The 21,766-nt window shown below is 58.9% G+C and carries 22 protein-coding genes; 18 read left to right on the top strand and 4 right to left on the bottom strand.

Annotation, left to right across the window (positions count from 1 at the left end):
* The first annotated feature begins 129 nt into the window (after positions 1 to 129).
* The 5 genes from aroC to mtnC are packed head-to-tail and all read left to right on the top strand — an operon-like array spanning position 130 to position 4,270.
* A complete protein-coding gene (aroC, locus tag ACNYC6_RS04800) occupies positions 130 to 1,221 on the top strand; it encodes a chorismate synthase (protein ID WP_416130507.1) in 1,092 nt (363 codons plus the stop codon).
* 28 nt (positions 1,222 to 1,249) lie between these two features.
* Positions 1,250 to 2,401, top strand: coding sequence for an MFS transporter (locus tag ACNYC6_RS04795; RefSeq protein ID WP_419711321.1), 1,152 nt, complete (start codon positions 1,250 to 1,252; stop codon positions 2,399 to 2,401).
* A complete protein-coding gene (locus tag ACNYC6_RS04790) occupies positions 2,398 to 3,024 on the top strand; it encodes a methylthioribulose 1-phosphate dehydratase (protein ID WP_419711320.1) in 627 nt (208 codons plus the stop codon). Before ACNYC6_RS04795 ends, ACNYC6_RS04790 begins: the two co-directional genes overlap by 4 nt.
* Before the next feature lie 12 nt (positions 3,025 to 3,036).
* Positions 3,037 to 3,582, top strand: a complete 546-nt coding sequence (locus tag ACNYC6_RS04785) for a 1,2-dihydroxy-3-keto-5-methylthiopentene dioxygenase (protein ID WP_419711319.1) — start codon at positions 3,037 to 3,039, stop codon at positions 3,580 to 3,582.
* Positions 3,583 to 3,586: 4 nt separating this feature from the next.
* Complete coding sequence (mtnC, locus tag ACNYC6_RS04780; RefSeq protein WP_419711318.1) at positions 3,587 to 4,270, top strand: acireductone synthase; 684 nt, start codon at positions 3,587 to 3,589, stop codon at positions 4,268 to 4,270.
* A 118-nt stretch (positions 4,271 to 4,388) separates the two neighbouring features.
* Here mtnC and ACNYC6_RS04775 read toward each other — a convergent pair whose 3' ends face one another.
* Positions 4,389 to 4,667: a DUF3509 domain-containing protein gene (locus ACNYC6_RS04775; RefSeq protein ID WP_419711317.1), complete on the bottom strand. Its 279-nt coding sequence runs from the start codon at positions 4,665 to 4,667 to the stop codon at positions 4,389 to 4,391.
* A gap of 369 nt (positions 4,668 to 5,036) precedes the next feature.
* Between ACNYC6_RS04775 and ACNYC6_RS04770 the strand changes: the two genes are divergently transcribed.
* From ACNYC6_RS04770 to ACNYC6_RS04725, 10 genes are all read left to right on the top strand, one after another.
* The gene (locus ACNYC6_RS04770; protein WP_419711316.1) at positions 5,037 to 6,863 is read left to right on the top strand and encodes a long-chain-acyl-CoA synthetase; all 1,827 of its coding nucleotides are present in this window, start codon (positions 5,037 to 5,039) and stop codon (positions 6,861 to 6,863) included.
* Positions 6,864 to 6,960: 97 nt separating this feature from the next.
* Positions 6,961 to 7,479, top strand: coding sequence for an ankyrin repeat domain-containing protein (locus tag ACNYC6_RS04765; RefSeq protein ID WP_419711315.1), 519 nt, complete (start codon positions 6,961 to 6,963; stop codon positions 7,477 to 7,479).
* Between the two features lie 76 nt (positions 7,480 to 7,555).
* Positions 7,556 to 8,086, top strand: coding sequence for a hypothetical protein (locus tag ACNYC6_RS04760; RefSeq protein WP_419711314.1), 531 nt, complete (start codon positions 7,556 to 7,558; stop codon positions 8,084 to 8,086).
* An 81-nt stretch (positions 8,087 to 8,167) separates the two neighbouring features.
* Entirely contained in the window at positions 8,168 to 8,359 is a 192-nt protein-coding gene (locus ACNYC6_RS04755) for a PLDc N-terminal domain-containing protein (protein ID WP_223487614.1), read from the top strand.
* A 166-nt stretch (positions 8,360 to 8,525) separates the two neighbouring features.
* The gene (gene speE / locus ACNYC6_RS04750; RefSeq protein ID WP_419711313.1) at positions 8,526 to 9,401 is read left to right on the top strand and encodes a polyamine aminopropyltransferase; all 876 of its coding nucleotides are present in this window, start codon (positions 8,526 to 8,528) and stop codon (positions 9,399 to 9,401) included.
* Between the two features lie 159 nt (positions 9,402 to 9,560).
* Complete coding sequence (locus ACNYC6_RS04745) at positions 9,561 to 9,794, top strand: hypothetical protein (protein ID WP_419711312.1); 234 nt, start codon at positions 9,561 to 9,563, stop codon at positions 9,792 to 9,794.
* 213 nt (positions 9,795 to 10,007) lie between these two features.
* The gene (locus ACNYC6_RS04740; RefSeq protein ID WP_338585494.1) at positions 10,008 to 10,352 is read left to right on the top strand and encodes a ribonuclease E inhibitor RraB; all 345 of its coding nucleotides are present in this window, start codon (positions 10,008 to 10,010) and stop codon (positions 10,350 to 10,352) included.
* 429 nt (positions 10,353 to 10,781) lie between these two features.
* Positions 10,782 to 12,191, top strand: a complete 1,410-nt coding sequence (locus ACNYC6_RS04735; RefSeq protein ID WP_339552769.1) for a circularly permuted type 2 ATP-grasp protein — start codon at positions 10,782 to 10,784, stop codon at positions 12,189 to 12,191.
* Positions 12,192 to 12,203: 12 nt separating this feature from the next.
* Positions 12,204 to 13,154 (top strand): alpha-E domain-containing protein, encoded by a 951-nt coding sequence (locus ACNYC6_RS04730; protein ID WP_175390617.1) that lies wholly within the window; start codon positions 12,204 to 12,206, stop codon positions 13,152 to 13,154.
* Positions 13,151 to 13,960, top strand: a complete 810-nt coding sequence (locus tag ACNYC6_RS04725; RefSeq protein WP_103402595.1) for a transglutaminase family protein — start codon at positions 13,151 to 13,153, stop codon at positions 13,958 to 13,960. Before ACNYC6_RS04730 ends, ACNYC6_RS04725 begins: the two co-directional genes overlap by 4 nt.
* A 57-nt stretch (positions 13,961 to 14,017) precedes the next feature.
* On the opposite strand, the gene ACNYC6_RS04720 is transcribed toward ACNYC6_RS04725, so the two are convergent.
* Positions 14,018 to 14,824 (bottom strand): c-type cytochrome, encoded by an 807-nt coding sequence (locus tag ACNYC6_RS04720; protein WP_419711311.1) that lies wholly within the window; start codon positions 14,822 to 14,824, stop codon positions 14,018 to 14,020.
* A 616-nt stretch (positions 14,825 to 15,440) separates the two neighbouring features.
* On the opposite strand from ACNYC6_RS04720, the gene ACNYC6_RS04715 reads away from it, so the two are divergent.
* From ACNYC6_RS04715 to ACNYC6_RS04705, 3 genes are all read left to right on the top strand, one after another.
* Positions 15,441 to 16,646: an acetyl-CoA C-acetyltransferase gene (locus ACNYC6_RS04715; RefSeq protein ID WP_419711310.1), complete on the top strand. Its 1,206-nt coding sequence runs from the start codon at positions 15,441 to 15,443 to the stop codon at positions 16,644 to 16,646.
* Between the two features lie 24 nt (positions 16,647 to 16,670).
* Positions 16,671 to 18,815: a 3-hydroxyacyl-CoA dehydrogenase NAD-binding domain-containing protein gene (locus ACNYC6_RS04710; RefSeq protein WP_419711309.1), complete on the top strand. Its 2,145-nt coding sequence runs from the start codon at positions 16,671 to 16,673 to the stop codon at positions 18,813 to 18,815.
* 95 nt (positions 18,816 to 18,910) lie between these two features.
* Positions 18,911 to 19,633, top strand: coding sequence for an amidotransferase (locus ACNYC6_RS04705; protein ID WP_419711308.1), 723 nt, complete (start codon positions 18,911 to 18,913; stop codon positions 19,631 to 19,633).
* Positions 19,634 to 19,730: 97 nt separating this feature from the next.
* On the opposite strand, the gene ACNYC6_RS04700 is transcribed toward ACNYC6_RS04705, so the two are convergent.
* On the bottom strand, positions 19,731 to 20,702 hold the full coding sequence (locus ACNYC6_RS04700) for a magnesium and cobalt transport protein CorA (protein ID WP_419711307.1): 972 nt from the start codon (positions 20,700 to 20,702) through the stop codon (positions 19,731 to 19,733).
* 146 nt (positions 20,703 to 20,848) lie between these two features.
* Positions 20,849 to 21,571: a lysophospholipid acyltransferase family protein gene (locus tag ACNYC6_RS04695; protein WP_419711306.1), complete on the bottom strand. Its 723-nt coding sequence runs from the start codon at positions 21,569 to 21,571 to the stop codon at positions 20,849 to 20,851.
* Positions 21,572 to 21,766 lie beyond the last annotated feature (195 nt).

Raw genomic sequence — 21,766 nt, 5'->3', positions numbered from 1 at the left:
CACGCCATCATCATCAAGATGCCGGTTGGACTCACAGACACCCGTAAGGTTCGAGGATGAACTAGTTGGGTAGCCTGCGTATACTGGCGCGCATTACGTATTTGGGTTCGATTTCACGGAGCGTCCTGCATGTCCGGCAATACCTACGGCAAGCTGTTCACTGTCACCACCGCTGGCGAAAGCCATGGTCCGGCGTTGGTCGCCATTGTCGATGGCTGCCCGCCGGGCCTGGAGATCTCCCTTGAAGATCTGCAGCGTGACCTGGATCGCCGCAAGCCTGGCACCAGTCGCCACACCACCCAGCGCCAGGAAGCCGACGAAGTCGAAATCCTCTCCGGCGTGTTCGAAGGTCGCACCACCGGTTGCGCCATCGGCCTGTTGATCCGCAACACCGACCAGAAGTCCAAGGATTACTCGGCGATCAAGGACCTGTTCCGCCCGGCCCACGCCGACTACACCTACCACCACAAGTACGGCGAGCGCGATTATCGCGGCGGCGGTCGCAGCTCGGCCCGCGAAACCGCGATGCGCGTCGCGGCCGGTGCGATTGCGAAAAAATACCTGGCCAGCCAGGGCATCGTGATCCGCGGTTACATGAGCCAGCTCGGCCCGATCGAAATCCCGTTCAAGACCTGGGACTCGGTAGAAGAGAACGCCTTCTTCAGCCCGGATCCGGACAAAGTGCCGGAACTGGAAGCCTATATGGACCAGTTGCGTCGCGACCAGGATTCAGTCGGCGCGAAGATCACTGTTGTGGCCGAAGGCGTGATGCCAGGCCTTGGCGAGCCGATCTTCGATCGCCTCGATGCCGAATTGGCCCATGCGCTGATGAGCATCAACGCGGTCAAAGGCGTGGAAATCGGCGCCGGTTTCGCCAGCGTTTCCCAGCGTGGCACTGAACATCGCGATGAAATGACCCCGGAAGGTTTCCTCAGCAACAACGCGGGCGGCATCCTCGGCGGTATTTCGTCCGGTCAGCCGATTGTCGCGCACCTGGCGTTGAAACCGACTTCCAGCATCACCACGCCGGGCCGCTCCATCGACATTCATGGCAACCCGGTGGAGGTCATCACCAAGGGCCGCCATGACCCGTGCGTCGGTATCCGCGCCACGCCAATCGCTGAAGCGATGATGGCCATCGTGCTGATGGATCACCTGCTGCGCCACCGCGGGCAGAACGCCGATGTGCGCGTGAGCACGCCGGTGCTGGGTCAGCTTTAATGGCTGACTTCACAGTCGCTGCAATCTGATGGTTGCAGCGGCGCTCCCGTACTGGCGGCTTTCCAGTTTCTATCTGTTCTATTTCGCATTGCTCGGTTCGACAGCGCCGTTTCTGGCGCTGTACTTCGATCACCTGGGTTTCAGCGCCGCGCGCATCGGCGAATTGGTGGCGATCCCGATGCTGATGCGCTGCGTGGCGCCGAACATCTGGGGCTGGCTCGGCGATTACACCGGGCGTCGGCTGGCCATCGTGCGTTTCGGCGCGGTGTGCACGCTGTTGACGTTCTCGCTGATCTTCGTCAGCAAGACTTACGCGTGGCTGGCGATGGTCATGGCTTTGCACGCGTTCTTCTGGCACGCCGTATTGCCGCAGTTTGAAGTCATCACCCTGACGCATTTGCAGGGTCAGACCTCGCGCTACAGCCAGATTCGACTGTGGGGCTCGGTCGGTTTCATCATTACGGTGGTCGCGCTCGGGCGTTTGTTCGAATGGCTGAGCCTGGATATTTACCCGGCGGCGCTGGTGTTGATCATGGCCGGCATCGTATTGAGCAGCTTGTGGGTGCCGAACGCGCAACCGGCACCGGGCAACCGGGTGGCGGGCGAGGGGTTCATCAAGCAACTGCGCAGTCCCGGCGTTCTGGCGTTTTACGGATGCGTGGCGCTGATGCAGATGAGTCACGGGCCGTATTACACGTTTTTGACCTTGCACCTTGAGCGCCTGGGTTACAGCCGTGGTGTGATCGGCATGCTCTGGGCCGTTGGCGTGGTAGCCGAAGTGTTGATGTTTTTAGTCATGAGCAAGATCCTCGCGCGGTTTTCCCTGCGGCGGGTGCTGATGGCGAGTTTTCTGCTGGCGGCGTTGCGCTGGTTGTTGTTGGGTTCGTTGGCCGAATTCCTCTGGGTGCTGTTGTTTGCCCAGGTGTTGCACGCGGCGACGTTCGGCAGCTTTCACGCCGCTGCCATTTCATTCGTGCAACGTAGCTTCGGTGCACGCCAACAAGGGCAGGGCCAGGCGTTGTACGCCGCGTTGGCCGGCACTGGCGGTGCAATGGGCGCGTTGTATTCCGGTTACAGCTGGAATGCCCTCGGCGCCGCATGGACCTTTAGTATTGCCAGTCTCGCAGCCGTCGCGGCTGCCGTTATCATTGCTACATGTATGCAAGAGGACAGGCCATGAGCCTTAGCCGTGAACACCTCGCGCAGGAAATCATCGACGCCGGGCGTTTTCTGTATGGCCGCGGCTGGTCGCCGGCCACCAGCAGCAATTATTCGACCCGCTTGTCGCCGACCGAAGCTTTGCTGACAGTGTCGGGCAGGCACAAGGGCCAACTATGCATCGACGATGTGCTCGCCACCGATTTGTCGGGCAACAGCCTGGAGCCGGGCAAGAAACCGTCCGCCGAAACCCTGCTGCACACCCAACTCTATAACTGGCGCCCTGAGATCGGCGCGGTGTTGCACACGCATTCGGTCAACGCCACGGTGCTGTCACGGCTGACGCCGGAGGATTTCATCGAGTTCGAAGATTACGAACTGCAAAAAGCCTTCAGTGGCGTGTCGACCCACGAGTCGCGGGTGCGCGTGCCGATTTTCGACAACGATCAGGACATTGCGCGCCTCGCCGTCAAGGTGCAGCCTTGGCTCAACGCCCATCCCGATTGCGTCGGTTACCTGATTCGTGGCCACGGCCTCTACACCTGGGGCGCACGCATGAGCGACGCGCTACGGCAGATCGAGGCCTTTGAATTTTTGTTCGAGTGCGAGTTGAAAACCCGCTCGCTCTCCAACCGTAAAGCTTAAGGAGTTGCCCTGATGAGCAGCCTGTCCGTCTATCACGTCTCCACCCCTGACATTCCCAACAAAGTGCTGACCCATCTCGAAGACATTCAGTCGACGCTGGCCGAGCAGGGCGTGCGTTTCGACCGTTGGCAAGCCGCTGCGAAGATCCAGCCCGGTGCCAGCCAGGAAGAGGTGATCGCCGCTTACCAGGCGCAAATCGACAAGCTGATGACCGAGCGCGGTTACATCACGGTCGACGTGATCAGCCTCAACAGCGATCACCCGCAAAAAGCCGAGTTGCGCGCCAGGTTCCTCGACGAACACCGCCATGGTGAGGACGAAGTAAGATTTTTCGTCGCCGGCCGTGGCCTGTTTACCCTGCACATCGACGATTACGTCTATGCCGTGCTCTGTGAGAAAAACGACCTGATCTCGGTACCGGCCGGCACCCGGCACTGGTTCGACATGGGCGAACACCCGCATTTTGTCGCGATCCGCCTGTTCAACAACCCTGAGGGCTGGGTGGCCAGTTTCACCGGTGAAGACATCGCCAACCAATTCCCGCGTCTCGAGGACTGAGTCGATGCCGATCAAAGCGATTCTCACCGACATCGAAGGCACTACCAGCGCGGTGAGTTTTGTGTTCGACGTACTGTTTCCCTACGCGGCCAAACATCTGCCGGACTTTGTGCGTCAGCAGGCCGAGCGTGCCGACGTGGCCGAGCAACTGGATGCCGTGCGTCGCGACAGCGACGAGCCTGACGCCGATGTCGAGCGCGTCATTGAAATCCTGCTGGGCTGGATCACCGAAGACCGCAAGGCCACGCCGTTGAAAGCGTTGCAAGGGATGGTGTGGGAGCAGGGCTACCAGGCCGGGCAGTTGAAGGGGCATGTGTACCCGGATGCCGTTGAAGCGCTCAAGCAATGGCATCAGGACGGTTATCAACTGTTTGTTTATTCCTCGGGCTCGATCCAGGCGCAAAAGCTGATCTTCGGCTGCTCCGAGGCGGGGGATTTGACGCCGTTGTTCAGCGGCTATTTCGACACCACGTCGGGGCCCAAGCGCGAGGTGCAGTCCTACGCCAACATCACTCAGGCGATCAAGCTTGAGGCCGGGCAGATTCTGTTTCTGTCGGACATCGTCGAAGAGCTGGATGCAGCGCGTAAGGCGGGGATGGTCACGTGCGGACTGGCCCGTGAAGGCGGCGAACTGGCGGGGCACGTCACTGTGGACAGTTTTGCGCGGATAGATCCTTCAGCGTTCTAACCCACAACACAAAACCAGTAGGAGCCGAACTTGCTCACGATAGCGGCGGCACATTCAACATTAATGTGCCAGACAAACCACCATCGCGAGCAAGCTCGGCTCCTACAGTGTTTGGTGCTTACAGCGAGTGATAAGTCGGCAACGCAAACCGTTGCTGGCTCTGCAGCATCGAAATCTGCGGTAATTCGCTGGCCTGTTCCGCAAGGTCACGGCGAATCGCGCTGATGACCCACGACAGTTGATCGCCATTGTGCAGCTGTTGGTAGGAAATCGAGCGTTTGAACTCTCTGTCTTCACCACCGCGCAGGGTCAGCAGAATGCCGCCGTCAGGGCGGGCCTGGGTGGTGACTTCGAAGTTGGAGAACAGGGACGAAAATTTTTCCTGGATCAGGCTCATGTCTTTCAGCTCCGTGATGACTTGAATGGCAAGCATGCACAGAGGGTTGCAGCGATTGTGCCAGCACCTTCTCTTTAATAAATTCCTTTAAAAACAGTAAGTTATATTTTTAGGTTATTTTCACTTTCGTGCAATTTGCAAGAATGGCCATCGTGCATCCTGCATTTTGCGTGGTCGTCGGCGATTCGATGGAACCATTCGATGTGCTTGCGCTCTCGATCCAGCACCGCTGTCGCGGATCAAGATCGCGGATCAAGATCGCGGATACAAAACATTTCAAAAACCGCGTGTACAGCTCAAGAACCGTTGACGTATTTTCGGGCTTCAATCAGCGCCGCCCGACAATAAAAAGATCGAACGGGAGCAACCATGAGCGACACGATTACCTGGGGCATGATGCTCCGCAAGCTGCCTTCCATTGCCAAAGCCTTGCCACGGGTGGTGAAGGGAATGAAGGTCGCCAACGTCAAGGACCCGACCCAAACGTGTGGCCTGGGCTGGAGTTTCGAACAAGCTACCTTGCGCAACCCTGACGGTCGGGCCTTGCTGTACGGCGATGTTTCGCTGACTTATGCACAGGTCAATCAATGGGCCAATCGCATCGCCCATCACCTGATCGACCAAGGCATCGGCAAGGGGGATGTAGTGGCGGTCTTTATCGAGAACCGCCCGGAACTGCTGGTGACAATACTGGCGGTGGCCAAGGTCGGTGCGATCAGTGCCTTGCTCAATACCTCGCAGACCCGCGACACCCTGGCTCATAGCCTGAACCTGGTGGCGCCGGCCGCCATTGTCGTCGGCGAAGAGCTGGTTCCGGCATTTCTGGCGGTGCGTGAGCGCGTAGCGATCGAGGCGGCGCGGACCTGGTTTATCGCCGATCAAGACACCTGGAACCATCCGGGCATCGCCCCGGCCGGGTTCATCAACCTGATGACGGCCAGTCTCGACGCCGACAGCGACAACCCCGCCAGCAGCCGGCAGGTTTTCTTCGACGACCCTTGTTTCTTTATCTACACCTCGGGCACCACCGGGTTGCCCAAGGCGGGCGTGTTCAAGCACGGGCGCTGGATGCGCAGCTCTGCCAGCTTCGGGATGATCGCGCTGGACATGCGCCCCGAGGACGTCGTCTATTGCACCCTGCCGCTGTACCACGCCACCGGCCTTTGTGTGTGCTGGGGTTCGGCCATCAGCGGGGCCTCGGGGTTCGCCATCCGCCGCAAGTTCAGCGCCAGCCAGTTCTGGAGTGACGTGCGCAAATACCGCGCGACCACCCTCGGCTACGTCGGCGAGTTGTGCCGTTACCTGGTCGATCAACCGCCCAGCGCCGACGACAACCAGCACGGCGTGACCAAGATGATCGGCAACGGCCTGCGTCCCGGCGCGTGGCGCGAGTTCAAGACGCGTTTTGGCGTCAACCACATCTGCGAACTGTATGCCGCCAGTGACGGCAACATCGGCTTCACCAACATTTTGAATTTCGACAACACTGTCGGTTTTTCCCTGATGTCCTGGGAGCTGGCGGCGTACGACCACGACAGTGGCGCGCCGACCCGCCAAACCAATGGCTTCATGCGCAAGGTCGGCAAGGGCGAGCAGGGGTTGTTGCTGGCGAAAATCGACGACAAGGCGCCGCTGGACGGTTACACCGACCCGCAGAAAACCGCAAAAGTCGTCCTGCATGATGTGTTCGAGAAGGGCGACCGTTACTTCAATACCGGTGACTTGCTGCGCAACATCGGTTTTGGTCACGCACAGTTTGTCGACCGACTGGGCGACACCTATCGCTGGAAGGGTGAAAACGTCTCGACCACTGAAGTCGAGAACATCCTCCTGAAACATCCGCATATTTCCGAAGCCGTGGCCTATGGCGTGGAGGTCCGCAATACCAACGGCCGGGCCGGGATGGCGGCCATCACGCCCGCCGAATCCCTGGCGACCCTGGACTTCAGCGAACTGCTGGCGTTCGTGCGACAACAGATGCCGGCGTATGCGGTGCCGCTTTTCCTGCGGGTGAAAGTAAAAATGGAAACCACCGGGACATTCAAATACCAGAAGACCCGGCTCAAGGACGAAGCCTTCGACCCGGGCAGGACCGGTGACGACCCGATTTACGCCTGGCTGCCGGGCACTGACACTTATGTGCAGGTCACCGAGCAGGTGCTGGCGGACATTCAGGGTGGCAAACATCGTTATTGAATATCGCTATGGCCGCGCATCAGAAAAAACAAGTGACAGTGCCTGAGCCGCTCGGGAAACTGTCGGCTTTTACGAACGACAGAAAATGGAGTGCCCAATGTCCGACAAAAGCCGCCAGATGACCCCCGAAGAAGCTGCCGAATTTGCCGAACAGGTTTTCAACAAGGCACGCGAGGGTGATGCGGCCATGATGGCTGCGCTGCTGAGCAAAGGCTTGCCGCCGAACCTGCGCAATCACAAGGGCGACACCTTACTGATGCTGGCCGCTTACCACGGCCATGTGGACACCGTGAGAGTCCTGCTTGAACACAAAGCCGATCCGGAAATCCGCAACGACAACGGCCAGAGCCCGATTGCCGGCGCTGCGTTCAAGGGTGACCTGACGGTGATCAAGGCGTTGGTTGAAGGTGGTGCACAGGTGGAAGGTTCGTCCTTCGATGGCCGCACGGCGCTGATGATGGCGGCGATGTTCAACCGCGTCGACGTCGTCGACTACCTGATCAGCAAAGGCGCCGACCCGAAAGCCAAGGACGCCAATGGCATTACCGCACTGGATGCCGCCAAGACCTTGGGTGCTGCCGATACCATCGCGCAGCTGGAAAAACTGTTGGGCTGATTGGTTTTTCGTATTTGAGGGGTAACCTGCGTTATCCTTCGCGCCCTAAAATTTTCCTCGCTACAGGATCCGCCCCATGAAAGCCGCACTCGTCGAACTCATCAGCAAAATCAGCTCCGGGTGCATGGGCGATGACGAAATCCGGAAAGTCGCTGATGAAGCGGCCCAGGCTTACGCGGATCCTGAGGCTTTTCTGACAGCCAACCCGGACATCAACTACGACGACACTTTCCCGATCCCGCTGGGTGAGTGGGTGGTCGTCGGCAGCCTGCCGGAAACCGTGCTGTTCCAGGCCGACACCTACATGGACCTGTTTACGCAGATCGTCGACTCGTTCGGCCCAAGCGTGGAGTTCAACCTCAAGCCCAAGCAACTGGCCAAGACCGAGGCCCTGACGGCACTTAATCGCATTCAGGTGCAATTGAGCAGCCTGAACAAGGAAAACGGCGGTTACACGTTGATGAACTTCAGCCAATTGCTGGATGACGAACTGCAAATGGTGCTGGTCTTCGGCAACGACGTGCCGCGTGTGCTTGAGCTGTGTGCCGAAGTCGGCATTGCGGCGGCGCCTGCCCTGGAAGCCTTGAAAGTGGCAATCCACGTCTAAGACCTAAAGCTGTCAATAAAAAGGAACCCTTGCCATGGCCGACTATCCTAAGGGTGCATACCACTCTTCGGGAGCGTCACCATGGGTTCCACGTTCAACAGCCTTGTAGGCCTGATCATTCTTGCCCTGGACATCTGGGCAATCATCAATGTGCTGAAAAGTGGCGCCGAAACCGGGATGAAAATCCTCTGGGTGCTGTTGATCCTGCTGCTGCCGGTTCTGGGCCTGATCATCTGGGCCATCGCCGGGCCGCGTGGGAATGTGCGGATCTGACCTACTTCCCACAAACAACACCGACCCTGTGGGAGCTTGCTCCCACATTCGACCTGTCATGTTCCGCGACGTAGAATGCGCGCCTTTCCCGGGCAATCGAGCTGATCGATTGGCCTTCATGGGCGGATAACCGTCCGTTGCCACCGCATTCATCGGAGCACTTCCCATGAGCAAGATCCCTGTCAGCGACTACCTGGAAACGCTCTACGAAGGCTACGGCCAGCGTTTTCGCATGGAAAAGCTGCTGCACGAAGTGCGCACCGAACACCAGCACCTGGTGATTTTCGAAAACCCGCGCATGGGCCGGGTCATGGCGCTGGACGGTGTGATCCAGACCACCGAAGCCGATGAGTTCATCTACCACGAAATGCTCACCCACGTGCCGATCCTGGCCCACGGCACCGCAAAGCGCGTGCTGATCATCGGCGGTGGCGATGGCGGCATGCTGCGTGAAGTGGCCAAGCACCGCAGCGTCGAGCACATCACCATGGTCGAGATCGACGGTACGGTGGTCGACATGTGCAAGGAATTTCTGCCGAACCACTCCAAAGGTGCGTTCGATGATCCACGCCTGAACCTGGTGATCGACGACGGCATGCGTTTTGTCGCCACCACCACGGAAAAATTCGACGTGATCATTTCCGACTCCACTGACCCGATCGGTCCGGGCGAAGTGCTGTTTTCGGAAAACTTCTACCAGGCCTGCCGCCGCTGCCTGAATGAAGGCGGCATTCTGGTGACCCAGAACGGCACACCGTTCATGCAAATCGAAGAAGTGAAGACCACCGCCGGTCGCCTGCGCAGCCTGTTCCCGGACTGGCATTTCTATCAGGCCGCTGTGCCGACCTACATCGGTGGCTCGATGACCTTCGCCTGGGGCGCGACCCATACCGCTTATCGCAAGCTGTCCCGCGAAACCCTGCAACAGCGCTTCGCCGGCAGTGGCATCGTTACTCGCTACTACAACCCGGAAATCCACATCGGCGCCTTCGCGTTGCCGCAGTACGTGCTGCAAGCTGTGGGCAAGCCAAGCAACGACTGATTTCCGTTTGTCAGAAAAGGCCGTCGCCGGTTGTGTGAAAGCACGCTGGCGGCGGCCTTTTTTTTCATGCCTGCTATTTTGATCCACTGGAACATTTAACCTGCGTCCAGGGTCGAGATAGGTGTAAGCCCATCCATGGGTTTTATCGAGGAGGCACCGATGCAAAAGTGGAAAGTCACTTTCGTGGATGATCATGGTGAAATAATCGACGAAGTCTTCGAGTGCGAAGAGTGCCCAAGTCACGAGCGGGCTGCCAGACTCATCAAGCAACGACTCCTTCCCGTCGCCGCTGAACTGGATCTGAACGATCTGGAAGGGCGAACTGCCGACGCAGGCGTCAAAAGCCTGAAAACCCAGAACAGCATTGAAATCCGCAGTATCACTCCGATCTGACACTCCTCCTGTCACATACACAACCGGGCCTTGGCAACGGCTCTATCTTGGGGCTACTCTGCAATCGAGATCAGCGAATGGATCGCTAAGGTCTGGTCTTGTCAGCTACATGCTTGTTTCCCGTCGGCACATCGGTTGCCGAACGCCCGCAACCTCGGGTTGCGCGCGCAGGGAGTACGGAAAGTCTATCCATCAGTTTGAGGAGGACGTTTCATGAGCACAGCCTATCAAGAAGACATCAGCAGCAGCGTGCTGCGCCGCATGAAAGAAGGCGGTTTCGACTTTTCACGATTCCATCCCATCGAGTTCTACGCCATTTTCCCGGACGAGGAGCGGGCACGCAGGGCGGCACGTCAATTCCATCATGGAGAATCCCTGAATGCGCAAATCAGCGTGCGCGACGACGGCGCCTGGGCGCTGGAACTGAGCAAGGTGATGTACGCCACTTACGATGACATCGGCGATTTCGAACAGGGTTTCGAAGCGGTGGTCGAGCCATTGGGCGGCATTATTGAAGGCTGGGGTGTCAAACAGGAGGTACGAGGGCGACTCGCATAACCTTATGAACAGTAACAATCGTCAATAACGGCTGACCTTCGGGTTGGCCGTTTTCGTTTGTGGGCTCAAAGACCAGTAGGAGTTGCCGCAGGCTGCGAACTTCTGCCGTTGCTTTTATTTCCCGATATTTCTCGAAGGCAAAAAAAACCGCCCAAAACGAGCGGTTAAAAGGGAAGTTCGGTCAGTTTTTCAGCGAATGAGCGGATTATCCCCCGTGTTAACCGGGCAGTGAAATCAACTCTGGCTATGCTGGTGATAGGCGACCACTACGCCTTGCAATGAAGCGGGGGCAATCAGGTTGGGGCATTTACCGCACAGGATTGGTGCGGTGCGTGTGTATTGATTATCCAACTGATTGAAATCAAAGCGTTTATGCCGATGGCACGGGCCTTGCGAAGGTCTGTATGTCCGGGTGACAAGGAGTACGGCATGATCCGCACCTATTTTGATGAGATGTACGATGCCGGCGGCCAGGTCCGCCCGCATTATCGGGAGTTTGCCCGTTGGCTGGCCGAAACGCCTGACGAGCTTTTGGCACAACGGCGACGCGAGGCCGATCTGTTATTTCATCGCGCCGGGATTACTTTCACGCTCTACGGTGATGAGCAGGGGACAGAGCGCCTGATTCCCTTCGATACCATTCCCCGCAGCATTCCCGCCAGCGAATGGCGAGTCGTCGAACGCGGCTGCATCCAGCGGGTCAAGGCGTTGAACATGTTCCTCGCCGACCTCTACCACGAGCAACGCATCATCAAGGCCGGCATCATTCCGGCCGAGCAGGTGCTGGCCAACGAGCAGTACCAGTTGGCGATGCAAGGCCTGGATCTGCACCGCGATATCTATTCGCACATTTCCGGCGTCGATCTGGTGCGCGATGGCGACGGCACGTACTACGTGCTCGAAGACAACCTGCGCACACCGAGCGGCGTCAGCTACATGCTCGAAGACCGCAAGATGATGATGCGCTTGTTCCCCGAGTTGTTCGCGGCGCAGCGCATCGCCCCCATCGACCATTATCCGAACCTGTTGCTCGATACGCTGAAAAGCTCCAGCCCCATCGATAACCCCAGCGTGGTGGTGCTGACGCCGGGACGCTTCAACAGTGCGTTCTTTGAACATGCATTCTTGGCGCGGGAAATGGGTGTGGAGCTGGTCGAAGGCGCGGACTTGTTCGTGCGTGACGACAAGGTCTTCATGCGCACCACCGACGGGCCGAAAGCGGTCGATGTGATCTACCGCCGCCTCGATGATGCGTTCCTCGACCCGTTGGCGTTCAACCCGGATTCAATGCTGGGTGTGCCGGGACTGCTGTCGTCTTATCGTTCCGGCAACGTGGTGCTGGCCAATGCCATCGGCACCGGCGTGGCGGACGACAAATCGGTGTATCCGTTTGTCACCGACATGATCCGTTTCTATCTGGATGAAGAGCCGATCCTCAAGAACGTTCCTACGTGGCAGTGTCGCAATCCTTCTGAACTTTCCCACGTGCTGGCCAATCTGCCGGAACTGGTGGTCAAGGAAACCCAGGGCTCCGGCGGTTACGGAATGCTGGTGGGGCCAGCGGCGACGGCAGCGGAAATCGAAGCGTTCCGCGCGCGGATCATTGCCAAGCCGCATGCCTACATCGCGCAACCGACGCTGTCGCTGTCGACCTGTCCGACTTTTGTCGAAAACGGCATCGCGCCGCGCCATATCGACCTGCGTCCGTTTGTATTGTCTGGCCGCGAAACCCGGGTCGTGCCCGGCGGTTTGACCCGTGTTGCCCTGCGCGAAGGCTCCCTGGTGGTGAACTCCTCCCAGGGTGGCGGAACCAAGGACACCTGGGTGGTCGAGGATTGAAGGAAGCCTGTCATGCTAAGTAGAACTGCCTCGGATTTGTATTGGATGTCGCGTTACCTGGAGCGGGCGGAAAACCTCGCACGGATGCTCGACATCAGCTACTCGCTGTCGCTGATGCCACAGGATGGCCGCGGTAACGGCCTGCACGAGCTGGCGATGCCGCTGTTGATCACCGGCACCCTGGACGATTACCTCGAACGCCACGGCGAACTGCATGCAGAACGGTTGTTGCATTTCTTTGCCCTGGACGCGGCCAACCCGGCGAGCATCTACAGTTGCCTCGGTGCGGCGCGGGCCAGTGCCCACGCGGTGCGTGGGCGAATCACCGCCGACATGTGGGAAAACATCAACGCCACCTGGCTGGAAATTCGCGGCATCGCAGAACAGGGCCTCAGTCGCTACGGCATGAGCCGTTTCTGCGAGTGGATCAAGGAACGTTCCCACCTGTTCCGCGGCGCCTCCTACGGCACCATCATGCGTAATGACGCGTTCCGCTTCATTCGTCTGGGGACGTTCATCGAAAGGGCCGACAACACGTTGCGCCTGCTCGATGCCCGTTACGAAATGGCCGGTGATCAGGCCGAAGCCGTCAGCGATGGCACGGCTCACGCCTATTACCAGTGGAGCGCTCTGCTGCGGGCCTTGTCGTCGTTCGAGGCCTACACCGAAATCTACCGCGACGCTCCCGGCGCGCGGCATGTGGCGGAATTGCTGCTGCTACGCGCTGATGTGCCGCGCTCCCTGCGCGCCTGCACCGAAGAAATCGACCAGATCCTCGCACAATTGCCGGGGGCCAACGGCCGACCGGCACAGCGTCTGGCGGCGGAAATGGACGCGCGTCTGCGCTACACCGGCATCAACGAAATTCTCGACGAAGGCCTGCACGCCTGGCTGACGGAGTTCATCCCGCTGGTGCGCCAGTTGGGCAACGCGATACACAGTTCATACCTGGAGGCTGCATGAGACTTTCCATTAGCCACGAGACCACCTATCACTACGAAGATCAGGTGCGGGCGAGCATCCAGTACCTGCGACTGACACCCCACGACAGCGAGCGCCAGCACGTGCTCAGTTGGCAGCTCGATCTGCCGCGCCCGGTGCGCGCGCAACTCGATCCATTCGGCAACATCCTGCACGTACTGACCATGGACGAGCCGCACGAGGCGATCATCATTGGCGCTCGTGGCCAGGTCGACATCGACGAACTGCGCGAAGCCGAGCATGAGAGCCAGTCGGCGCTGCCGTTCTTGCGTTTTACCCGCTTGACCGAAGCCGACGCCGCCTTGCGTGCGTTTGCCGAGAAAGAGTGCAAGCAACGCCGCGATCGCACCGCGCTGATCGACCTGATGCATGGCCTCAACCAGCATATGACCTACACGCCAGGCGCCACCGAAGTGGACACCAGCGCTGCGCAGGCTTTCGCCGGGCGTTCGGGTGTGTGCCAGGACCACACCCACGCGTTCCTCGCTTGTGCCCGCAGCCTGGGCATTCCGGCGCGGTATGTGTCGGGGTATCTGTACAGCGAGAACAGCGAGCACCTGGCCAGTCATGCCTGGGCCGAAGCCTGGCTTGATGACGCGTGGTACAGCTTCGACGTGACCAATGAACTCGCTCGGCCTGAGCGACATCTGAAGTTGGCGGTGGGTCTGGATTACCTGGATGCCTGCCCGGTGCGTGGCATGCGCCGGGGTGGCGGGTGTGAGCAGATGCACGCCAAGGTCTTGGTGAGCCCTACGCCTGCGCCGGTGATTTCAGTGCAGCAGCAATAACCTGACAGATCACCCCGGAGCTGCCGCAACCTGCGGCAGTTCCTTGGGGTACCCGAGTCAGGGCTTAACCTTGCGCCCAACCATGTGCTGCAAATACCCCACCAACATCCCCAGATCCTCCTCCGGCAGCACTTCAGCCGAAAACGCCGGCATCTTCGCCTGCGGCCACTGGCGCAAACTCTGCGGATCGCGAATGTAGCGCTTGAGGAAATCCGTGCCGAAGTACTCGGTAGGATTGTATGGAATATTCAGGTCCGGCCCGAACTGTGAATCGCCAGCACCGTTCAAGCGGTGGCACGCCAGACAGTTCTTCTGGAACAACGCAAACCCCTTGTTCACCGGGTCATCGGCTTTCAATGCAGGGTCGGGCAGCAGGGTAGGGAAGCGCGCGGCCACCGGCGCCATGCGCTTGATGCTGGCGACTTCGAACGGCCATTGTTCCGGACTGATGTTGCCTGCCCGTGGATCGGTCCAGACCAGATAAAACGGCCCGGCGCTGTGTTTACCCTCCGAAAGCGGCGGCCAGGGCTTGGCCGGGTCCTCGATGGCCAGCCAGGCGCGCGCGCCCTGGGTGTTGAGCAGTGGCGCAGCCGACAGTTCGGCGGCAAAACCATCAAGCGCCACGGCTTGCAGGTGATCGTCAGGCTTGATACCGGTCAACAAGGCGGCCAGGGGCACGGCGCGGTAGCTCATGTCCCGCTTATAGGAAACGTCATTGGCAATGGTGATGGTCTGGATTTGAGGGTGCTTGAGCAACTCCTCGGTCTGCCAGGTGCGACTGTTCGCGCCCAGCTCAAGGTTCAGCTGTGCGGCGTAAAGGGGCGTGCCGAGCAGCAAGGCCCCAAACAGAATGAGCGTTTTCAAAGGATCGCCGTCCGTGTCGTGGAAGTGCCGTAAAGGTTGGCACAGCCACGCTGGCCCGGGTAGTGAGCCAGTCACATTTTTAATGTGGCGATAAAAAACTCTGGAACCGTATTTTTATGGACCGGCTAGCCGATCACCTTGGTCAGGTTCGGCAAAATCAACAACAGTGTGGTGGCGAATAGAATGAGCCCGGCTTGACGAACTTTCGATTGTTTAAACATGGCTGACCGCCTTCTTTTTGTTATTTCCTGATGCCTGCCTGCACATCTCCATGACGGCAAACGTTGCACTTCCTGTAGGACGAGCGCCTCGGCAAAACCCGACGACAACTTCGTACACCTTCACCTTAGAGCCCGCGTCATGCTTGGTTTAGATCCATTTAGTATGGTGTTCTCGCTGGATGCTATTAAAAAGGCATGAGGCCTATTGCCAGCTTCTTGGGCGGCCTTTTGCTAGACACCTGCGTGTCCTGAACCGGTTCACCAGGCGGTTGATGACCGTCCGTCTGAGCGTGTCCGTCAACGCCGATGAGCGTTGCGGTCATTGAATCCATTGCGCTCTGGCCCAAGAGTGAGGGCTGTGTTTTTACTCACCTGCACTGCGGTTCGAGGACGTCATGACCCAAGCTTTGATTTTCGACGCATTACGCACGCCCCGTGGCAAAGGCAAGGCCGATGGCGCCTTGCACAGCGTCAAGCCGGTGAACCTGGTGGCGGGGTTGCTCACGGCGCTGCAACAGCGAACCGCCCTCGACACCAGCCAGGTGGATGACGTTGTGCTCGGCTGCGTAACACCCATCGGCGATCAAGGCTCGGACATCGCCAAAACGGCGACTCAGGTGGCCGATTGGGATGTCTGTGTTGCCGGGGTGCAGATCAATCGTTTCTGTGCATCGGGGCTGGAAGCGGTGAACCTTGGCGCAATGAAAGTCCGTTCCGGTTTCGAGGACCTGGTGGTGGTCGGTGGCGTCGAGTCCATGTCGCGGGTGCCGATGGGCAGCGACGGCGGGGCATGGGCGCTGGACCCGGAAACCAACCTGCACAGCCATTTCACCCCCCAAGGCGTAGGTGCGGACCTGATCGCCACGCTCGAAGGTTTCAGCCGTCAGGACGTCGATGCCTACGCGCTGCACTCGCAACAAAAAGCCGCACGGGCGCGGACCGACGGTTCGTTCAACAAATCCCTGGTGCCGGTGCAGGATCAGAACGGCATCATCCTGCTCGATCACGATGAGTTCATTCGCGCCGAATCGACCCTGGAAGGCCTGGGCAAGCTCAAGGCGAGTTTCGAGATGATGGGGCAGATGGGGTTCGATGCCACGGCGCTGCGGGTCTACAGCCATGTCGAACGGATCAACCATGTCCACACCCCCGGCAACAGTTCCGGGATCGTCGACGGCGCGGCGTTGATGCTGATCGGCTCCGAAGCCAAGGGCCGGGCGCTGGGCCTGCAACCACGGGCACGAATCGTTGCCACGGCGGTGACCAGCACTGACCCGACCATCATGCTCACGGGCCCCGCGCCGGCCACTCGCAAGGCATTGGCCAAGGCCGGGCTGCGGGTCGAAGACATCGACCTGTTCGAGGTCAACGAGGCTTTCGCTTCCGTGGTGTTGAAGTTCATCAAGGACATGGCCGTCGACCCGACAAAGGTCAACGTCAACGGCGGCTCCATCGCCATGGGCCACCCGCTGGGCGCCACCGGTTGCGCGATTCTCGGCACCCTGCTCGATGAACTGGAAAACCGACGTCTGCGCTATGGCCTCGCGACCTTGTGTGTCGGCGGCGGCATGGGCATTGCCACCATCATCGAACGCCTCTGAGTCCGGACTTCAAGGAACCTGTTTATGAGCCAAGCCATTCGTTACGAAAAAGGCCAGGACCAGATCGTCGTCCTGACCATCGACATGCCGGGCCAGAGTGCCAACACCATGAACGCGGTGTACCGCGAGGCCATGGCTGACTGTGTCGGCCGATTGGTCGCCGAAAAGGATGCCATCGCCGGCGTCATCATCACCTCGGCCAAGAAAACCTTCTTCGCCGGCGGCGACCTCAATGAGCTGATCAAGGTCGGCAAACCCGAGTCCAAAGCCTTTTACGACATGGTGCTGACCCTCAAGGGGCAACTGCGCACTCTGGAAACCCTTGGCAAACCGGTGGTCGCAGCGATCAACGGCGCTGCGCTCGGCGGCGGCTGGGAAATCTGTCTGGCCTGCCATCATCGGGTGGCGCTGGACAATTCGTCGGTGCAACTCGGCCTGCCGGAAGTGACCCTTGGCCTGCTGCCGGGCGGCGGCGGAGTGGTGCGCATGGTGCGCATGCTCGGCCTTGAAAAAGCCCTGCCGTACTTGCTCGAAGGTAAAAAAGTGCGGCCGCAGCAGGCGTTGCAGGCGGGATTGATCGATGAACTGGCGGCGGATCATGAAGCGCTACTGGCCAAGGCGCGAGCGTGGATTATTGCCAATCCGACGGCTGTACAGCGTTGGGATGTGAAGGGTTATCAGATTCCTGGCGGTACGCCATCGAGCCCGAAAGTCGCGCAGATGCTGGCGATTGCGCCGTCAATCCTGCGCAGTAAAACCCAAGGCACGATGCCCGCTCCCGAGAAAATCCTGTGTGCGGCAGTCGAGGGTGCACAGGTCGATTTCGACACCGCGCACTTGATCGAAACCCGTTACTTCACAGAACTGACCACCGGCCAGGTCTCGAAAAACCTGATCGGCACCTTCTGGTTCCAGCTCAACGACATCAACGCCGGTGGTTCTCGACCTCAAGGCTTCGCACCTTATGTGACGAAGAAAGTCGGCGTGCTCGGCGCCGGGATGATGGGCGCGGGTATCGCTTTTGTCAGTGCATCGGCCGGCATCGACGTGGTGCTCAAGGACGTCACTCTCGCCGCGGCCGAGAAGGGCAAGGCGCACTCGGCGGCGCTGTTGGACAAGAAAGTGGCGCGTGGGCAAATGAGCGCAGAGCAACGTGAAGCCGTGCTGGCGCGCATTCATCCCACTGAAAACGATGCCGACCTGGCAGGCTGCGACCTGATCATCGAAGCGGTGTTTGAAGACCGTGAACTGAAAGCCAAGGTCTCTTTGGCTGCGCAAAAAGTAGTCGGCGCGGACTCGGTGATTGCATCCAATACCTCGACACTGCCGATCAGCGGACTGGCGAAGGCAGTACCGGACCCAAGCAAATTCATCGGCCTGCATTTCTTCAGTCCTGTGGAAAAAATGCCGTTGGTGGAAATCATCAAGGGCGCCAACACCAGCGATGAAACCCTGGCTCGCGGGTTCGACTTCGTCCTGCAAATCAAGAAAACCCCGATTGTGGTCAACGACAGCCGTGGTTTCTTCACGTCGCGGGTGTTCGGCACGTTCACCAATGAAGGCATCGCCATGTTGGGCGAAGGCGTGAGTGCGCCGATGATCGAGACCGAGGCGCGCAAGGCCGGTATGCCTGTCGGGCCTCTGGCGATCTCTGACGAAGTTTCCCTCAGTCTGATGAGCCATATCCGTCAGCAAACCGCCAAAGACCTGCAAGCAGAAGGGAAACCGCTGATTGAGCACCCGGCGTTCGCCGTGATTGACTTGTTGCTCAACGAGTACAAGCGTCCGGGCAAGGCTGCCGGGGGTGGTTTCTACGAATACCCGGCCGGCGGTCAAAAGCATTTATGGGCGGAACTGAAAACCCGCTTCGAAAAGGCCGACGGACAGATCTCGCCAAAAGATGTGCGTGATCGTCTGCTGTTTGTGCAAGCCATCGAAACCGTGCGCTGCGTGGAGGAGGGCGTGCTGACCTCGACGGCGGATGCCAACGTCGGCTCGATCTTCGGCATCGGCTTCGCCGCCTGGACCGGCGGTGCGCTGCAGTTCATCAATCAGTACGGGGTCAAGGACTTCGTCGCCCGCGCCCAGTATCTGGCCGGGCAATACGGTGAGCGCTTCGCGCCACCGGCGCTGCTGCTGGAGAAGGCTGCCAAAGGGGAGGCCTTCTAAGGGATAACTGACGCACCGTGGGGCTTGCCTTGATACCGTGTTTCAAGGCAGGCTCTGGGGTGTGCATTATTCCCATCACGTGTCAGGTATTTTTTATGTCGTTACGCATCTGCATTCTGGAAACCGACAACCTGCGTCCGGAATTGGTCGACCAATATCAGGGCTACGGGCAGATGTTCAAACACCTGTTTTCGCAGCAACCCATCGCCGCTGAATTCACCATCTACAACGTCGTGCAGGGTGATTATCCAAGCGATGACCTGACCTTCGACGCCTACCTGGTCACCGGCAGCAAGGCCGACTCCTTCGGCACCGACCCGTGGATCCAGACCCTCAAGGAATACCTGCTGACCCGCTACGAGCGTGGCGACAAGCTGCTGGGCGTGTGTTTCGGCCATCAGTTGCTGGCGCTGTTGCTGGGCGGCAAGAGCGAGCGGGCGACCCAGGGCTGGGGCGTCGGCACCCACAGTTACAAACTCGCGGCCAAGGCGCCGTGGATGAGTCCGGTGCGCGAAGAGCTGACCCTGTTGATCAGTCACCAGGACCAGGTGACGGCGCTGCCGGAAAACGCTACGGTCATTGCCTCAAGCGATTTCTGCCCGTTCGCCGCGTATCACATCAACGATCAGGTGCTGTGCTTCCAGGGCCACCCGGAATTCATCCACGACTATTCCCGCGCCTTGCTGGAAATTCGTCAGCAAGCGCTGGGTGAACAGATTTACTCGAAAGGCATCGCCAGCCTGGACAGTGAACACCACGGGACCACGGTGGCCGAGTGGATGATGCGGTTTGTGGCGCACAAGCCAGAAACGGTTTAAAGGCTAAAAGCTTCGCGAGCAGGCTTGCCCCACAGGTGATCGCGTATCACTGTGGAAGCGAACCTGCTCGCGATTCTCCTGGACAACCCGGCCCCGACTACAACCACCCCGACTTCTTGAAACTCGCCCACAAACTCACACATCCCACCGTAATAAATCCCAGCACCGCGAAATACCCGTAATGCCAGGTCAACTCGGGCATGTTCTGGAAGTTCATCCCGTAAATCCCCGCCACCGCGGTCGGGAACGCCAGAATCGCCGCCCACGCGGCAAATTTGCGCTGCACCACGCTTTGACGTGACGCCTCCAGCAACACCCCGACCTCGATGGTCTGGCTGGCGATATCGGCCAAGGTCGTCAGGTCTTCCATTTGCCGCGTCACATGAATCTGCACATCGCGGAAGTACGGACGCATGTTTTTGTCGATGAACGGAAAGCTGAGCTTTTGCAGTTCTTCGCCGATTTCCACCATCGGCGCTGCAAATCGACGCAAGCGCAATACATCGCGGCGCAGGCTGTGGAGTTTTTGAATGTCGCGTTCATTCAGGGAACCGCACATGACGTTGTGTTCCAGCTCGTCGATTTCAGCGTGGATCGCTTCACCCATGGGCTGGTAGTTCTCGATCACGAAATCGAGGATGGCATAGAGTACGAAATCTTCCCCGTGCTCCAGCAGCAGCGGACGTGCCTCACAGCGCTGGCGGACGTAGGCGTAGGACGCCGAGTGACCGTTGCGTGCGGTAATGATGTAGCCGTTACCGGCAAAAATATGGGTCTCGATGAACTTGAGTTTGCCGTCTTCGCGTATTGGCGAATACGTGACGATGAACAGCGCATCGCCGAAGGTTTCCAGTTTCGGGCGACTGTGTTTCTCAAGGGCGTCTTCAATGGCCAGTTCATGCAGGTTGAACTGTCGTTGCAGATTGAACAGTTCCTCTGCATTCGGCTCTTCGAGGCCGATCCAGACAAAGTGACCAGGTTTTGCAGCCCAGGCCGCGCCTTCGTCCAGGGTGATATTGGTGACTTTCTTCCCAGCGCTATAAACCGCAGCAGCAACAACTCTACCCATAATCCAGGTTCACTTCTTATTGGCAACTTCGAATTGGCAAATGGCCGTGGCAGACAGCGTTCAGCTTAGCCTTGTCTGCTGTTTGAGAGTCAGTGAAATCTGCGCAGTTCACTGCAAAAAGAAAACCCGCACAGGGCGGGTTTCTTTCAAGCGACTTGCAGTTGCCGGTCCATTGAATCGATGCATTCGCGCATCTGTTCACGGCATTGGGCAATCAGCATGGGCATGTCATCAAGGCTCAGGCCCACAGTAGGAATCGCCGGCAACGAGCGAATCAGAATGTTCCCACTGCGCCAGCGGTTCAATCGCATGTGCTTGACGTAACTGCTGACACACACCGGCACAATCGGCACGCCTGCTGCGATGGCCATTTGGAACGCACCTTTCTTGAACGGCAGCAACTCCTCGCCCAGATTGCGCGTACCTTCCGGGAATACCCAGATCGAGGTGTCTTCGTTTTGCAAGGTGTGGGTGGTGGTCAACATCGACTGACGAGCCTTCTGCGCGTTGCCCCGGTCAATCAACACGTTACCGGCGAGCCAGAACAACTGACCGAACAGTGGCACCCACTTCAGGCTCTTCTTGCCGATACATACGGTGCGGCGGGGTACGACGTTGCCGAATACAAACAGATCGTAGTTGGACTGGTGGTTGGCGATGATCACGCAGCTGTCGGGTTTATTCATCAACGGTCCGACATCGGCCTTCACGCGCAAACGCAAAATGCACATGGCTGGCCACGCGTAGAGGCGTGCGCACAGACGACTGTTGTCCGGATTGAACGGGCGACACAGGCCGAGAATCACGCCCAGTACACCTGCCAAAATAAAGTGCAGGCCCATCAATGACATACGTAAAGCAAACAGCATTTTCAGGCCCCACCGGGACAAAAGGTGGCGCAGTGTACGGATGTGCACTGTTTTCAGCAATTGCCACTACAGAGGCGGGAGATAGCCGATGTTTAAGCGCATGTTTCCGACTGATGGGTCAGACGCGTTCTAGAGCGGTTACAGGCTTTTCATCGACGTACGTACGAAAAAGCCCGACATGACGGTCGGGCTTTT

Source organism: Pseudomonas sp. NFX224 (assembly GCF_048565165.1).
Classification (GTDB): Bacteria; Pseudomonadota; Gammaproteobacteria; order Pseudomonadales; family Pseudomonadaceae; genus Aquipseudomonas.
This window is presented reverse-complemented; position numbering and strand designations above follow the sequence as displayed.

Coding starts and splice junctions, on each gene's coding strand:
- ACNYC6_RS04745 (WP_419711312.1), top strand. CDS start 9,561: ATGCAAAAGTGGAAAGTCACTTTCGTGGATGATCATGGTGAAATAATC.
- ACNYC6_RS04785 (WP_419711319.1), top strand. CDS start 3,037: ATGAGCAGCCTGTCCGTCTATCACGTCTCCACCCCTGACATTCCCAAC.
- ACNYC6_RS04775 (WP_419711317.1), bottom strand. CDS start 4,667: ATGAGCCTGATCCAGGAAAAATTTTCGTCCCTGTTCTCCAACTTCGAA.
- mtnC (WP_419711318.1), top strand. CDS start 3,587: ATGCCGATCAAAGCGATTCTCACCGACATCGAAGGCACTACCAGCGCG.
- aroC (WP_416130507.1), top strand. CDS start 130: ATGTCCGGCAATACCTACGGCAAGCTGTTCACTGTCACCACCGCTGGC.
- ACNYC6_RS04730 (WP_175390617.1), top strand. CDS start 12,204: ATGCTAAGTAGAACTGCCTCGGATTTGTATTGGATGTCGCGTTACCTG.
- ACNYC6_RS04700 (WP_419711307.1), bottom strand. CDS start 20,702: ATGGGTAGAGTTGTTGCTGCTGCGGTTTATAGCGCTGGGAAGAAAGTC.
- ACNYC6_RS04760 (WP_419711314.1), top strand. CDS start 7,556: ATGAAAGCCGCACTCGTCGAACTCATCAGCAAAATCAGCTCCGGGTGC.
- ACNYC6_RS04715 (WP_419711310.1), top strand. CDS start 15,441: ATGACCCAAGCTTTGATTTTCGACGCATTACGCACGCCCCGTGGCAAA.
- speE (WP_419711313.1), top strand. CDS start 8,526: ATGAGCAAGATCCCTGTCAGCGACTACCTGGAAACGCTCTACGAAGGC.
- ACNYC6_RS04695 (WP_419711306.1), bottom strand. CDS start 21,571: ATGCTGTTTGCTTTACGTATGTCATTGATGGGCCTGCACTTTATTTTG.
- ACNYC6_RS04725 (WP_103402595.1), top strand. CDS start 13,151: ATGAGACTTTCCATTAGCCACGAGACCACCTATCACTACGAAGATCAG.
- ACNYC6_RS04710 (WP_419711309.1), top strand. CDS start 16,671: ATGAGCCAAGCCATTCGTTACGAAAAAGGCCAGGACCAGATCGTCGTC.
- ACNYC6_RS04705 (WP_419711308.1), top strand. CDS start 18,911: ATGTCGTTACGCATCTGCATTCTGGAAACCGACAACCTGCGTCCGGAA.
- ACNYC6_RS04770 (WP_419711316.1), top strand. CDS start 5,037: ATGAGCGACACGATTACCTGGGGCATGATGCTCCGCAAGCTGCCTTCC.
- ACNYC6_RS04790 (WP_419711320.1), top strand. CDS start 2,398: ATGAGCCTTAGCCGTGAACACCTCGCGCAGGAAATCATCGACGCCGGG.
- ACNYC6_RS04735 (WP_339552769.1), top strand. CDS start 10,782: ATGATCCGCACCTATTTTGATGAGATGTACGATGCCGGCGGCCAGGTC.
- ACNYC6_RS04740 (WP_338585494.1), top strand. CDS start 10,008: ATGAGCACAGCCTATCAAGAAGACATCAGCAGCAGCGTGCTGCGCCGC.
- ACNYC6_RS04755 (WP_223487614.1), top strand. CDS start 8,168: ATGGGTTCCACGTTCAACAGCCTTGTAGGCCTGATCATTCTTGCCCTG.
- ACNYC6_RS04765 (WP_419711315.1), top strand. CDS start 6,961: ATGTCCGACAAAAGCCGCCAGATGACCCCCGAAGAAGCTGCCGAATTT.
- ACNYC6_RS04795 (WP_419711321.1), top strand. CDS start 1,250: ATGGTTGCAGCGGCGCTCCCGTACTGGCGGCTTTCCAGTTTCTATCTG.